Origin of the sequence: Enterobacter sp. KBR-315C3_2022 (genome assembly GCF_041399425.1) — a bacterium.
GTDB lineage: Bacteria > Pseudomonadota > Gammaproteobacteria > Enterobacterales > Enterobacteriaceae > Enterobacter.
Window position 1 is genome coordinate 125,770 of sequence record NZ_JBGKEB010000011.1, and the last position, 13,856, is coordinate 139,625.

The window sequence follows — 13,856 nt, forward strand, 5'->3', positions numbered from 1 at the left end:
GCGAGGCGCTTTCAGAGATCAATAATCATCACGCTCGTCGTCTTCGTCCGGCTGCTCCATCACGCTGTAGGCCACCGCGCAGAACAGGGAGTTGAGACGCTTCATATCCCCCAGCAGCCCGAGGTGCAGGGAGCTAGTCTCGATGCTTTGCACGTTCTGCTGGTGCAGACGCTCAACGTGGGCGTGCGAGTAGCGGCGGTTGAGGATGCGGAAGCGATGCTTGTTGCGGCGCAGGCGGCGGGCGCTCGGCACGTCGCTGGAGAAGAAGACCGACATCGCCAGCTTGAGGTTGCTCACCAGCTGTTCATGCAGCGCCTCCAGCTCCTTCAAACCTTCGCCCGAAAACGCGCGGCGGGCGGCCAAGGATTTGTCCGCAATCTCGCTGCCCATGCGCTCAACGATATCCGACGCCTGCTCCAGGTTAAGCGACATTTCGATGATTTCCGCCCAGCGGCGGGACTCTTCCTCCGCCAGCTCGTCCTGCGGGATGCGCGCCAGATAGAGCTTGATGGCGGTATACAGCACGTTGATGTCGTCCGCCAGCCTGCGCAGCTCTTTCTCTTCGCGCGGCTCGCCGTGCATCACCTTTTGCAGCCCCTCGAGCATGGTTTCCATCGCGTCGCCCATGCGCAGGGTTTCGCGGGCGGCATTGGCAATCGCCAGCGCGGGGGTGTCCAGCACGGATGTATCCAGATGCTTCGGCTTGAGGCGCGCGTCCAGCTCCGGCTCGTCGCGGATGAGGCGCTCGCAGAAGCGGGCCATCGGCGCGGCAAACGGCACCATCGCCAGGCAGCGCACCAGGTTGTAGAAGACGTGGAAGTAGATCACCAGCTCCGCTTTCGGCAGCGGCAGGTTGTCCATCAGGTTCGCCAGCGGATGGACAAACGGCAGAATAATCAGGCTGCCCACCAGCTTAAACAGCAGGCTGCCGAGCGCCACGCGGCGTGCGGCAGCGTTGGCCGCGCTGTTGTTGAGCATCGCCAGCAGGCCAGAACCGAGGTTCGCGCCGATGACCAGACACAGGGCGACCGGGAACGATATCGCCCCAGCCGCGGTCAGCGTCGCCGTCAGCAGCACGGCCGCCAGGCTGGAGTAGCTGACGATGGCGAACACCGCGCCGATCAGTGCGTCCAGCATGATATCGCCGGTCAGCGAGGAGAAAATAACCTGCACGCCGTTGGCCTGGGTGATGGGCGTCACCGCCTGCACGATCAGCTCCAGCGCCAGCAGGATTAGCCCAAGGCCAATGCCCACGCGCCCCAGCTGTCCGGCACGGCTTTGCTTACGTCCGAGGAAGAAGATGACGCCGATAAAGATCAGCAGCGGCGACAGCCAGGAGAGATCGAAGGTCAGGATACGCGCCATCAGCGCGGTTCCCACGTCCGCGCCCAGCACGATCACCAGCGCCGGGGCCAGCGCGACAAGGTCCTGCGCGACGAATGAGGTCACCAGCATGGTGGTGGCGTTGCTGCTTTGGACCAGCGCCGTCACGCCAATCCCCGCGCAGAAGGCGAGCGGTTTTTTCTCAACGCTGCGGCTCAGCACGGTGCGTAACCGCGCGCCGAACACGCGCATCACGCCGGTACGGACAATATGTGTACCCCAGACCAGCAGCGCCACGGCAGAAAGCAGATGTAGCAGAGTCAGCACGGAAGGGTTTTCTCCTTATCGTTATGTTTTTCCATACTTCAGTATAAGGCTTTGAGCGTAAGAAAGAGACAGGGCGCCCGATGAGCGCCCTGTTTGTTGTAAGGAAAGGTGATTTTAATCCGCGTCGTAGCCTAAATTCGGGGCCAGCCAGCGCTCAACCTCGGAGACGCTCATCCCCTTGCGCAACGCGTAATCTTCGATCTGATCGCGCTGGAGCTGCGCCACCGCGAAGTACTTGCTGTCCGGATGGCTGAAGTACCAGCCGGAAACGGACGCGCCTGGCCACATGGCGAACGACTCGGTGAGCTTCATCCCCGTGTGCGCTTCCACGTCCAGCAGCTGCCAGATGGTGCCCTTCTCGGTGTGCTCCGGGCAGGCCGGATAGCCCGGTGCCGGGCGAATGCCCTGATAGTTTTCGCGGATCAGATCTTCATTGCTGAGGTTTTCATTGGCCGCGTACCCCCAGTGCACCTTGCGCACGCGCTCGTGGAGATATTCCGCGAACGCTTCCGCCAGGCGGTCGGCAATCGCTTTCACCATGATTTTGTTGTAATCGTCGTGCTGCGCGTCGAACGCATCGGCGAGCGCATCTTCTTCCAGCCCGCCGGTGACGGCAAACGCGCCGATGTAGTCGGCCTTCCCGGAGAGCTTCGGCGCAACAAAGTCGGCCAGGCAGTAGTTGGCGAAGCCCACCTTCTCGGTCTGCTGGCGAAGGTGGCGGCTGACCGCCAGCACGTGGGTACGGGTTTCATCGCGGTAGATTTCCACGTCGTCGCCCACGCGATTCGCCGGAAACAGGCCCACCACGCCGTGCGGGTTAAGGGTTTTCTCCGCGCTCAGCTTATCGAGCATGTCGTTCGCGTCTTTGAAAAGGCGCTTCGCCTCTTCACCCACCACCTCGTCTTCGAGGATGCGCGGGTATTTGCCCGCCAGCGACCACGTCATAAAGAACGGCGTCCAGTCGATGTAGTTGCGCAGCGTTTCAATGCTGGCGCTCACCTCCTGCACGCCCAGACGGTGCGCTACCGGCGGCGTATAGGCTGACCAGTCGAACGCCAGATCGTTGTCGCGCGCGGCCTGCAGGCTGACCGGCGGCGTGCGCGGCTTCTTGCGCCCGTGCTGGATGCGCACGGTTTCGTACTCTTTGCGGGTGCGCGCCACGAAGTCATCGCGCTGGGTGTCGGACAGCAGCGCGGACACCACGCCCACGGTGCGCGAGGCGTTCTGCACGTACACCGTCGGGCCGCTGTAGTTCTGCTCGATTTTCACCGCCGTGTGCGCCTTCGAGGTAGTCGCCCCGCCGATCAGCAGCGGAATGGTAAAGCCCTGGCGCTCCATCTCTTTCGCCACGTTTACCATCTCGTCCAGCGACGGCGTGATCAGCCCGGAGAGGCCAATCAGGTCCGCATTCACCTCGCGCGCGGTCTTGAGGATTTTGTCCGCCGGGACCATCACGCCGAGGTCGATAATCTCGTAATTGTTGCACTGCAGCACCACGCCGACGATGTTCTTGCCGATGTCGTGAACGTCGCCCTTCACGGTGGCGATCACCATCTTGCCGTTGCTGGAGCCCTTCTCTTTGCTGGCTTCGATGTAGGGTTCCAGGTACGCCACGGCCTGCTTCATCACGCGGGCGGATTTGACCACCTGCGGCAGGAACATTTTGCCCTCGCCAAACAGATCGCCCACCACGTTCATGCCGTCCATCAGCGGGCCTTCGATGACCTCAATCGGGCGCGCGGCCTGCTGGCGGGCCTCTTCCGTATCAATCTCGATAAACTCGGTGATGCCTTTAACCAGCGAATATTCCAGGCGCTTTTTCACGTCCCAGGCGCGCCACTCGGCCTGCTGCACGTTGACAGCCTCGTCGGATTTACTGCCGCGGTACTTCTCGGCCAGATCCAGCATGCGCTCGGTGGCGTCGTCGCGGCGGTTAAGGATCACGTCCTCCACCGCGTCGCGCAGCTCGGCGGGCAGATCGTCGTAGATCGCCAGCTGCCCCGCGTTGACGATCCCCATGTCCATGCCGTTGCGGATGGCGTAGTAGAGGAACACCGCGTGGATCGCCTCGCGCACCGGATCGTTGCCGCGGAACGAGAACGAGACGTTGGATACGCCGCCGGAGATCAGCGCGTGCGGCAGCTCGCGCTTAATGTCTTCGCACGCGCCGATAAAGTCCTGCGCGTAGTTGTTGTGCTCTTCAATGCCGGTCGCCACGGCGAAGATGTTCGGGTCGAAGATAATGTCTTCCGGCGGGAAGCCCACCTCCTCGGTCAGAATGCTGTACGCGCGGCGGCAGATCTCAATCTTGCGCTCGCGGGTGTCGGCCTGGCCCACTTCGTCAAAGGCCATCACGACGACGGCGGCGCCGTAGCGGCGCACCTGTTTCGCATGGTGGATAAAGGCGTCTACGCCCTCCTTCATCGAAATGGAGTTAACGATGCCTTTGCCCTGAATGCACTTCAGTCCTTTTTCAATGACGTCCCATTTTGAAGAGTCGATCATGATCGGCACGCGGGCGATGTCCGGCTCGCCAGCGATCAGGTTGAGGAAGCGCACCATCGCCGCCTCGGCGTCGAGCATCCCCTCGTCCATGTTGATATCGATAATCTGCGCGCCGCTTTCCACCTGCTGGCGGGCGACGTCCAGCGCTTCGCTGTACTTCTCTTCTTTGATCAGGCGCTTAAATTTGGCCGAGCCGGTGACGTTGGTGCGCTCGCCCACGTTAACAAACAGGCTGTCGTCGCCGATGGAGAGCGGCTCAAGGCCGGAGAGACGGCAGGCGACGGGGATCTCGGGCAGCCTGCGCGGCGGCAGGCCCGCCACCGCACTGCTCATCGCCGCAATGTGCTCCGGCGTGGTGCCGCAGCAGCCGCCGACGATGTTGAGGAAGCCAGACTCGGCCCACTCGCGGATCTGCGCCGCCATGGTATCGGCGTCGAGATCGTATTCACCGAAGGCGTTCGGCAGCCCGGCGTTCGGGTGGGCGGTGACGTAGCATTCCGCAATGCGGGACAGCTCCTGCACGTACTGGCGCAGCTCGTCCGGTCCCAGCGCGCAGTTCAGGCCGAAGGAGAGCGCCTCGGCGTGGCGCAGCGAGTTGTAGAACGCTTCCGTCGTCTGGCCGGAGAGCGTGCGCCCGGAGGCGTCGGTGATGGTGCCGGAAATCATGATCGGCAGATCGACGCCCAGCGATTCAAATTCTTCTTTAACCGCATAGATGGCGGCTTTGGCGTTGAGGGTATCGAAGACCGTTTCAATCAGGATCAGGTCGGAACCGCCTTCCACCAGCGCTTTAGTGGACTCACGATACGCGGCCACCAGCTGGTCAAAGGTGATGTTACGAAACGCCGGATCGTTGACGTCCGGTGAAATCGACGCGGTGCGGTTGGTGGGGCCAAGCACCCCGGCAACGTAGCGCGGCTTGTCCGGCGTGCGGGCCGTCCATTCATCGGCACAGGCGCGGGCCAGCTTTGCCGCCTCGAAGTTGATTTCCGCCGACAGGGATTCCATCTGGTAATCCGCCATGGCGATGGTTGTCGAGTTGAAGGTGTTGGTTTCAACGATGTCCGCACCGGCTTCGAAGTAGGCGCTGTGGATATCTTTAATGACGGACGGCTTGCTGAGCACCAGCAGGTCGTTATTGCCCTTCAGGTCGCACGGCCAGTCGGCGAAACGCTCGCCGCGGAAATCCTCTTCACTCAGGCGATAGCCCTGGATCATGGTGCCCATGCCGCCGTCCAGCACCAGGATCCGTTCATTTAACTGCGCACGCAGCTGCTCTACTTTGTTGCTCACACTTGCTCCCGACAACGCTCGACAAGGCCAAAAGGCTCCGTTCCATACTGGCATAATCTCGAAGGAGGGAAAAGTCACCCGGCGGTAACATGAGACATGTTCACCATCACTCCTCCGATCAGTCAGGATGCGGTTGCAAATTCACCAAATAAAACGAAAATAATTTCCACGATACAGAAAAAGGAGTTCGTCATGGTTGCTACCGTTCCCGCAAAACGCGGCAGAAAGCCTTCTGCCACCCCCGCTGCGCCGCAGGGCGGACAGGTTCAATCGCTGACGCGCGGCCTGAAGCTGCTGGAATGGATTGCCGAATCCCACAGCAGCGTGGCGCTGACCGAGCTGGCGCAGCAGGCGGGCCTGCCAAACTCCACGACGCACCGCCTGCTGACCACCATGCAGCAGCTGGGCTTTGTGCGTCAGGTGGGCGAGCTGGGGCACTGGGCGATAGGGGCGCATGCGTTTGTCGTGGGCAGCAGCTTCCTCCAGACCCGCAACCTGCTGGCCATCGTTCACCCCATACTGCGCAAGCTGATGGAAGAGTCCGGCGAGACGGTGAACCTGGCGGTGCTCGACCAGAGCGATCACCAGGCGATCATCATCGATCAGGTGCAGTGTACGCAGCTGATGCGCATGTCCGCGCCGATTGGCGGCAAGCTGCCGATGCACGCCTCCGGGGCGGGCAAGGCGTTTCTGTCACAGCTGAGCGAAGAGCAGGTCACGGGGCTGCTGCACCGCAAAGGGCTGCACGCCTATACCCACGCCACGCTGGTGTCGCCCGTCCATCTGAAAGAAGACCTCGCCCTGACCCGCAAGCGCGGCTATTCGTTTGACGACGAAGAGCATGCCCTGGGGCTGCGCTGCCTTGCCGCCTGCATATTTGACGAGCACCGCGAGCCGTTTGCCGCCATCTCCATTTCCGGCCCGATCTCCCGCATGACCGACGACCGCGTCACCGAGCTGGGCGCGCTGGTGATCAAGGCCGCGAAAGAGGTGACGCTGGCGTACGGCGGGATTCGATAAGGGCTGAGCGTATGAAGCCGCCTGCGGAGGCGGTTTTATGACCTTCCACAATCACCTTCGCGTTCAGCCACGAAAATGTTCGTTCCATGAGTCGCGATACATAATATTGCCTTCCGTGTACTTCCATGTGATGGCCTCGTAGCGCAATTCGAGCGTTTCGAGGTGGGTGCTGCTCATAACGTTAGGGGTCAGGAATGGCGCAACCGTAGTGAACTTTACGTTCTCCAGAATGATGTTGAAATACTCGGTCTCAATGCCTGAATCCAGAATACGGTACATCTTTATAGTTGCTTTCTTCATGGTTCGGCCTTCACAGACGGCGCGATACAAAAGAGGTGTTGTCTGGTCGAACTCTTTTACAATCGTAATGGGGCGATGAACGCGCGTACCGGTGAGCTTACCCCAGTTTGGATCTACCGGGATGGTAACGCCATGTGAGAATGACTTCAGTTCGATAGAGCCCAGCCGCAGCGGCATCAGGCATGCGCCGACAATCGGTGAGCCGTTCTCATCTTCAAGCCATAAATGCGCGGGTGTAGACATAATGAATATCCTTATTAATAAGCACCAAAATAATGAAGTGCTTTGTGGTTCACCCTTTCAGATAGCCCCTCATTACCGTATCTCAGTGCCAGATCCGGTAAGCCAGTCCTAGCGTTGCTAAATAAAACAACAGAATGAAGCCCTGACTTACTGCAGGAAAATAAACGTCGAGTATGTAGCCGAATAGGAATGTGAGAATGATGGGTAGGTAAGTCCAGAGGAAAATCTGGGCCTGGTGTTTAAGCCAGCGTTTAAAAAAGCCCATTACTGCTTTCCCATTAATCTTATAATCTTGTCGTCAACGCCAGGAACGTTATGGCCATCCGTCCATTGCTGAGAGAGCACGCCAGCACGCATAAAGATGGGCTCCACAAGAAAGTACATCATCTCTATCTCGCGAAAATAGAGCATCTGGTAATAGGCGGGATGCTGAATCTGCAGGCGTCTCGCGCTTTCCGCCGCATGCTGCACGATCCCATAGACACCAAGACTTCCCACTACCGCACTTGTTAAACCTGCTGCGGCCTTCAGGCCTGAGAGGGGAAGAGTGACATGAAGGCTGATAGCAGTCGCGACGCCGGTTGCAAAAGCATAGGACGTGAGCGAACTAGTAGAGATATACACGTTTACGTGCATTAAAATTCTTTGAATCTCTGCGAGCTGGTCGGGAGAGAAATCCTTAACCATCTCCTCGACGTACGCGCTGATCATCTCGCTGACAATATTCCTGCGGGTAACGAGATGGACGATTCCCTTTCGAAACGTGAGTCTTCGAGATGCTGTTTGGTGCAGACGTCGTAATACTCATCCGTCAGGCAAGAGGTATAGTAAAGCAGGTGTTGTGCTCCGGCACCGATATTGCTCACATGCTGCTTTACCTCTTCGCCAACAGCCCGCACCGCACGGTCTAGCTTCATGGCCAATACATTTTGGCTTTGCAGCTGGCGAATGACGTCTTCTGAGTGATACATCCTTAGCTCCCGGCGCTTTCGCGGGATGGCTGTAGCCCAGGCGCACGCAGAAGGTTTCCAGTCGTTGAAGAGCGTTTGCATGCCGCACTCAACCGCAGCACTAAAACCGTCATAAACCCCATTCTTTATCCTTTGAGAAATTGCGGCAATAAGGCCAAGCCTATTCCCCAACCCACAAAGAATGTCCAGAGCCGATCACGGTTCCGCCTTGCGTCATTCATTTTCAGAGGATCACCAGGCGTTTTTTAATCAAAATTAAGCCGTTAGCGCAGAAGCGTAATATGCCGGGCGGCATCCATGCCTCACCCGGCATACGTTAACGATTTTACGCCTTACGCCTCAGCAGCCGCAGCGCATTTGCTGTGACCAGCACCGTCGCCCCGGTATCTGCCAGCACCGCCAGCCACAGCCCGGTGATGCCAAGCAGGGTGGTGACGAGAAATATTCCCTTCAGCCCCAGCGCGATCGTGATGTTTTGCCGGATATTGGCGCGCGTCGCGCGGGCGAGGCCAATCATCTGCGCCAGCCCGGTCAGCCGGTTGTGGGTCAGCGCCGCGTCTGCGGTTTCGAGCGCCACGTCGGTGCCGCTGCCCATCGCAATGCCGATGGTCGAAGCCTTCATTGCCGGCGCATCGTTGATGCCGTCTCCCACCATCGCTAGCGGCGCCTGGCCGTTGAGCTCGGTAACGGCGGTGACTTTATCCGCCGGCAGCAGGCCCGCCCTATAATCTAGCCCAAGCTCACCGGCAATCGCAGCGGCCGCGCGCGGGTTATCGCCGGTCAGGATCACGCCCTGCACGTTGAGCTGGCGCAGCGCGGCAATTGCCTCTTTGGCGTCATCGCGCAGGGTATCGCGCAGCGCAAGCACGCCTTTTAGCGCGCCGTCCTGAACGACAACGATCACCGTTTGCCCTTCCTCCTCCAGTGACGCAATGCGATCGCGCAGCTCCGGCGCCGGGAACTTATCCGCCGCGACGATCAGCACCTTTTTGCCCGCAACGTCTGCTTCAATCCCTGAGCCGACCAGCGCGCGCTGCGCCGTGGCGGCCGGTATCGTCAGCCCGCGGGACTGGGCTTCGCGCACGATGGCCTGCGCCAGCGGATGCGTTGAGCCTTGCTCCACGGCGGCAGCAACGGCGAGCAGTTCGTCTTCGTGGCTATCCTGCGGATAAATGCCGGTGACCTGCGGCCTGCCGACGGTCAGCGTGCCGGTTTTGTCGAACGCGATATGCTGCACCTGACTGAGCTGCTCCAGCGCAGCACCGCCCTTGATCAGCGCCCCGCGACGCGCCGCGGCCGCCAGGCCCGAGGTGATCGCCGCCGGGGTGGAAATCACCAGCGCGCAAGGACAGCCAATCAGCAGCAGCGTCAGCCCTTTATAAATCCAGCCCTCCCACGGCTCGGCGAAGAACAGCGGCGGGACGACGGCCACCAGCAGCGCGACCAGCATGATGGCGGGAGTGTAGATCCGGCTGAAGCGATCGATGAATCGCTCAACCGGCGCGCGTCGCTCCTCGGCCTCTTCAATCAGCTTCAGGATGCGGTCGATGGCGCTGTCGCCCGGTTCGGAAAGCACGGTCAGCTGCACCAGGCGGTCAACGCTGGTCGCGCCCGCCGGGACCTTTTCGCCCGCCGCGCGCTCTACGGGAATGGATTCCCCGGTGAGGGCGCTTTCGTCAAAGCTGGCGGTGGCGGTGAGCAGCGTGCCGTCAGCGGGCAGGCGCCCGCCCGCGGCAACCTCAATCACGTCGCCGGGGCGCAGCGTGGTGATGGCGACGGCTTCACGCGCGTCGCCGACGACCCGCGTGGCGGTTTCCGGCTTCAGCGCCATCAGGGCGCTTACCCCTTTACGCGCCCGGCTTGCCGCCCAGCCCTCAAGGCGCTCGCCAATCAGGAACAGCAGCAGCACCATCGCCGCTTCGGCGGTCGCGCCAATAAACAGCGCGCCGATCGCCGCCACGCTCATCAGGGTTTCGATGGCGAACCAGCTGCCGCTTTTGATCAGCCGCAGCGCCTGACGCGCAATCGGGAACAGCCCAACCAGCGTGGTGGCGATGAACGCCAGGTTACCGAGCGGGTGATTGACCTGCTCCAGCCCCCAGCTTATGGCCATCATGATGATGAGCGCGAGCAGCGGCAGGTTTTCCCGCAGCGGAGAGGTTTTCTCAGCGGGCGCGGATTCGCTGCGCAGGGAATACCCGGCCTTGCCGACGGCGGCTTCAACCTGCCTGCTGACGTCGTTTTCGGCGCTGACCAGCAGCTTTTCGGTCGCGAACAGCACCTGCACGTGGCTTACGCCCGGCACCTGCCTGACCGCATTTTCAACCTTGCGGGCGCAGGCGGCGCAGTCCATGCCGTTGACCACCCAGCTGTAGCGGCTTCCGCTTTCGGGCATGGGTTCAGCCTGGGTTTCGCATGCGCCATCGGCGCAGCATGGCGCTTTCGCTGGCATCGGATTGAGCTTAAGCGCAGAGAATTGTGGCACTTTTTTTGACGATTCAGGAGCAGACATAGCAGCCTCCGGCTAATGATAATTTTCTCATTAACCGGAGTATGCACTCTGGAGTCGACTCCAGAGTCAAGGCTTATTTAGATATAGAGCGAACGCACAATCAGGAAGTGACCCGCGAAGTAGCACGCGGCGGAAATCGCGTTATCCGCGCGGAAGCGGCGGCGATAGTGGCTGCCCAGCCAGACGCTATTGCCGATCAGCAGCAGCGCCGCGCCGAAGAAGGCGGACATCGCCTGCGAGGTCGGGCGGAAGAACCACAGCTCGCCCGCCAGCCACACCATCACCAGCGTCATGGCGATAAAGGTACACACCGGCCAGCGCATCTCTTCGAGCCGCGTCCAGATCACGGCGATCAGCAGCGCGCCGATAACCAGCAGCACCAGCGGGAGCGGCCAGAAGAAGGAGAGCGTCATCTGGCTGGCGAAGTAGAGCGTATACAGCAGGTGCGACAGGAAGAACGCCCCCACGGCGTACAGCAGGCGCTGGCGCGGCAGCAGCGTCAGGGCATCCCCTATCAGCGAGGCGCAAAGCCCGGCGAGCACCAGATAGCTGACGGCGTTGAACATCGGCGCTTGCCAGGCAAGCAGCAGCAGGAGCAACAGCGTGACGGGCTTAAACAGCCAGCGCTGCCAGGCAGGGCCACGATAAGACGCATCGACGTAGAGCCATGCGGAAAAACAGACAGCGATAAATGACCAAAGCATATTAACTCCCTGTATCTGTTACGGCTGAATAATCAGTTTCACACCCAGTGTAGTGACGCAGCAAGGCGTTTGGCAATGCCGGGGAAGCCGGGTATCCTTAATTCCGCAAAATCTGATGGGATACCTCAATGAGCAAGATGCCGCTTTTTTTCGTGGTGGTGGTGGCGATTATCGTCATTGCCGCATCGTTTCGCTTCGTCCAGCAGCGCCGCGAGAAGGCCGATAACGACGCCGCGCCGCTGCTGCAAAAGCGGGTGGTGGTGAGCAACAAGCGCGAAAAGCCGATCAATGAACGCCGCTCGCGCCAGCAGCAGGTGACGCCTGCGGGCACGGCGATGCGCTATGAAGCCAGCTTCAGGCCGGAAAGCGGCGGCCTCGAGATGACGTTTCGCCTGGACGCGCAGCACTATCACCAGCTGACCGTCGGTGACAAAGGCGTGCTGAGCTATAAAGGGACGCGGTTTGAGGGGTTCAGGGCCGAACCCTAAACTCCCCTCCCTCCGCTTATTGCTTCATCTGCGACAGTATCGTCCGACACTGGTTCGCATCCCCTTCCGACGGTGAGATCAGCGCCAGCAGCGCCGCCGCTGGCGTGACCAGCGTTGCCAGCGCGGCGGCCACCGCGCCGCGGGCGATCAGCGGCCCGGCCTTCACACCGGCCTGCGGATTTTTGAAGGTGCCGCGCACGTAAAGCGGCGAGCGCAGCGTGATGATGCGAATGCCCTTGCTCTCGGGATCGATCGTCAAATCAAGCTGTTCAGACGCCATGCTGGCGGTCCCGGTGACGTTGATCACCGCATTTTCGGTGTCAAAGGCGAAAATCTTCGGCCGCGCCACGCCGTTAACCAGGTCCAGGTTCGCCGCCGCGCAGTTCACCCGCACCTCTTCGTCCCCGAAGATCTGCCCGACAATAAAGTTACCGACGTTAAGCCCCAGAATCTCCATCAGGTTGCGGCTGATCAGCCCGTCGTTCATTAAGAGCTTCAGGTCGCCGTTGCTGCTTCCCAGCAGCGCCGCCACGGAGTTGCCGACCCCGCGAATGTCGGCATCGCCGTTCATCTCGCCCAGGGTTTTTTGCATCAGCTCGACGTTCGGCATCAGCTCCTTAAGCTTCAGCCTGCGCGCCTGGATTTCCGCCCGCCCCTGCATCGGCTTTTTGTCGCCTTCCAGATGGATGTTCGACGAGATGGTCCCGCCCGCCAGGCCAAATTTCAGCGGCTGCAGGCGCAGGTCGGCGTTTTTGAGAAGAATATGGGTAGAAAGATTGCTGATGGGCAGCGTGCTGCCGTGCTCGATTTTACCGCCCTTAAACCGCACGTCGGCGTCCATCACGTCCCACTTGTCGGTTTCAAAGCGATCGTACGGCAGCACTTTGCCCGCGGGCTGAACGTCCTTTTTGACCTCTTTCGACTTGGTGCCTTTACCGGAATCCACGCCAATCAGCGGGCCCAGGTCGGCCAGGCGCAGCTGGCGAGACTCTACGTCGCCTTCGAGCTTCGGACGCGGTTTGCCGGTGGTGTAGGTGAGCGTGCCGTGAATATCGCTGTCGCCGATGCGCCCGTTAAATCCGCGGTAATCGAAGACGGAGGATTTTTCGGCGTTGATTTTCGCCACCAGATGCCCGTCCGTTTCAAACGGCGGCGTGTCCGGCAGCAGGACGCCCGTCAGGTCGTACAGCTCACCCAGCGAATCGCCGGCGAACTTCAGCTGAAGATCGACGCCGCCCATGTTCATCGGGTCGTTTACCGTGCCCACGAACGCCACGCGGGTGTTGCCGGAGCGGAAATCCGCCTGCACCGGGAACGGCGTGCCCTCGCTGCGCAGGGCCAGCATGCCGCCGATTTTACCGGTTCCGGTAAGCGGCTGGCCGTTGTAACGCCCTTTCGCCGTCAGGCCAAAGACGTAATCGCCCGCTTTGGCGTTATCCCCTTTGGCTTTACTGCCCGTCACCTCGCTAAACGGCAGCGGCTTGCCCAGCGGATCGACCAGGATCTCCACGTCGGCCTTGCTGACCTTGTCGTCGATGGCGATCCGCCCGCGATCGAACAGGATGTTGTCGAGCCGGAAAGACCAGGACGACGGCTGCGCGTTGGGATCTTTTTCGTCGCTGCTCGCAAGGTTGAACGTCCAGTTGTTGTTTTTCTCGGACAGCCTAATCAGGCGCGCATCGGGCTGCTTAAGCTTGATCCACGGGAGATAGACCGTTTTGGTCAGCAGCGCGAGAGGCGCCAGCGTGGCTTCCACGCGCGGCAGGTGGACCATGGTCACTTCAGGAATATCGGGCGGGTTGCCGAGAACAATGTCGTCGGCGTGGACGTGCGGCCACGGGATCCAGCTTCGCCAGCCGGTCTCCTCTTTCTGGCGCTCCCACACTACGCCCAGATCGCCGCGTATGGCGAAGGGCCGATTCAGCTCGGTTGAGACTTTCTGGTTGATGGTCGGCTTGAGGCGATTCCAGTCAAACGTGGCAATGATGATGATTGCGACCACGATCAGCAACAAGAAAATCCCTATAACCCAGGTGGCAATCCTGGCCGTTTTCGTCATTGTTTTCCCCTTTCCTGATGACATGCTTTCATGAATATAGTTCATGGCTCGGGGAAACGGGGATGCTGTGTCCGGGAATAGTGCGTAACTGCAACGCACCATTATGGGAAA

10 protein-coding genes are annotated in these 13,856 nt (G+C 60.6%); 2 read left to right on the forward strand and 8 right to left on the reverse strand.

Annotated features, from left to right (window positions below; translation table 11 throughout):
• Nucleotides 1-18 precede the first annotated feature (18 nt).
• Together AB8804_RS13685 and metH are read right to left on the reverse strand one after the other, a co-directional pair.
• Nucleotides 19-1,650: a Na/Pi cotransporter family protein gene (locus tag AB8804_RS13685; protein ID WP_371186982.1), complete on the reverse strand. Its 1,632-nt coding sequence runs from the start codon at nt 1,648-1,650 to the stop codon at nt 19-21.
• A gap of 114 nt (nt 1,651-1,764) precedes the next feature.
• Nucleotides 1,765-5,448 (reverse strand): methionine synthase, encoded by a 3,684-nt coding sequence (gene metH, locus AB8804_RS13690; protein WP_371186984.1) that lies wholly within the window; start codon nt 5,446-5,448, stop codon nt 1,765-1,767.
• Between the two features lie 192 nt (nt 5,449-5,640).
• On the opposite strand from metH, the gene iclR reads away from it, so the two are divergent.
• A complete protein-coding gene (iclR, locus tag AB8804_RS13695; protein WP_371186986.1) occupies nt 5,641-6,468 on the forward strand; it encodes a glyoxylate bypass operon transcriptional repressor IclR in 828 nt (275 codons plus the stop codon).
• Between the two features lie 63 nt (nt 6,469-6,531).
• Here the strand turns inward: iclR and AB8804_RS13700 are convergent, their stop codons facing one another.
• The 5 genes from AB8804_RS13700 to AB8804_RS13720 form a co-directional block, all read right to left on the reverse strand.
• Nucleotides 6,532-7,011, reverse strand: coding sequence for an Hcp family type VI secretion system effector (locus AB8804_RS13700; RefSeq protein ID WP_371186988.1), 480 nt, complete (start codon nt 7,009-7,011; stop codon nt 6,532-6,534).
• Nucleotides 7,012-7,275: 264 nt separating this feature from the next.
• On the reverse strand, nt 7,276-7,722 hold the full coding sequence (locus AB8804_RS13705; RefSeq protein ID WP_371186990.1) for a hypothetical protein: 447 nt from the start codon (nt 7,720-7,722) through the stop codon (nt 7,276-7,278).
• Nucleotides 7,719-7,982: a hypothetical protein gene (locus tag AB8804_RS13710; RefSeq protein WP_371186992.1), complete on the reverse strand. Its 264-nt coding sequence runs from the start codon at nt 7,980-7,982 to the stop codon at nt 7,719-7,721. The genes AB8804_RS13705 and AB8804_RS13710 overlap by 4 nt, the downstream gene beginning before the upstream one ends.
• Before the next feature lie 325 nt (nt 7,983-8,307).
• Nucleotides 8,308-10,494: a Zn(II)/Cd(II)/Pb(II) translocating P-type ATPase ZntA gene (zntA, locus tag AB8804_RS13715; RefSeq protein ID WP_371186994.1), complete on the reverse strand. Its 2,187-nt coding sequence runs from the start codon at nt 10,492-10,494 to the stop codon at nt 8,308-8,310.
• 77 nt (nt 10,495-10,571) lie between these two features.
• Nucleotides 10,572-11,198 carry a lysoplasmalogenase gene (locus AB8804_RS13720; RefSeq protein ID WP_371186996.1) on the reverse strand — a complete coding sequence of 209 codons (627 nt, stop codon included), beginning with the start codon at nt 11,196-11,198 and terminating at the stop codon, nt 10,572-10,574.
• 128 nt (nt 11,199-11,326) lie between these two features.
• Between AB8804_RS13720 and AB8804_RS13725 the strand changes: the two genes are divergently transcribed.
• Nucleotides 11,327-11,686: a DUF2500 domain-containing protein gene (locus AB8804_RS13725; RefSeq protein WP_371186998.1), complete on the forward strand. Its 360-nt coding sequence runs from the start codon at nt 11,327-11,329 to the stop codon at nt 11,684-11,686.
• Nucleotides 11,687-11,702: 16 nt separating this feature from the next.
• On the opposite strand, the gene AB8804_RS13730 is transcribed toward AB8804_RS13725, so the two are convergent.
• On the reverse strand, nt 11,703-13,745 hold the full coding sequence (locus tag AB8804_RS13730; RefSeq protein WP_371187000.1) for an AsmA family protein: 2,043 nt from the start codon (nt 13,743-13,745) through the stop codon (nt 11,703-11,705).
• Between the last annotated feature and the right edge of the window lie 111 nt (nt 13,746-13,856).

Coding starts and splice junctions, on each gene's coding strand:
- AB8804_RS13705 (WP_371186990.1), bottom strand. CDS start 7,722: ATGATCAGCGCGTACGTCGAGGAGATGGTTAAGGATTTCTCTCCCGAC.
- AB8804_RS13710 (WP_371186992.1), bottom strand. CDS start 7,982: ATGTATCACTCAGAAGACGTCATTCGCCAGCTGCAAAGCCAAAATGTA.
- iclR (WP_371186986.1), top strand. CDS start 5,641: ATGGTTGCTACCGTTCCCGCAAAACGCGGCAGAAAGCCTTCTGCCACC.
- AB8804_RS13720 (WP_371186996.1), bottom strand. CDS start 11,198: ATGCTTTGGTCATTTATCGCTGTCTGTTTTTCCGCATGGCTCTACGTC.
- zntA (WP_371186994.1), bottom strand. CDS start 10,494: ATGTCTGCTCCTGAATCGTCAAAAAAAGTGCCACAATTCTCTGCGCTT.
- AB8804_RS13700 (WP_371186988.1), bottom strand. CDS start 7,011: ATGTCTACACCCGCGCATTTATGGCTTGAAGATGAGAACGGCTCACCG.
- AB8804_RS13730 (WP_371187000.1), bottom strand. CDS start 13,745: ATGACGAAAACGGCCAGGATTGCCACCTGGGTTATAGGGATTTTCTTG.
- AB8804_RS13725 (WP_371186998.1), top strand. CDS start 11,327: ATGAGCAAGATGCCGCTTTTTTTCGTGGTGGTGGTGGCGATTATCGTC.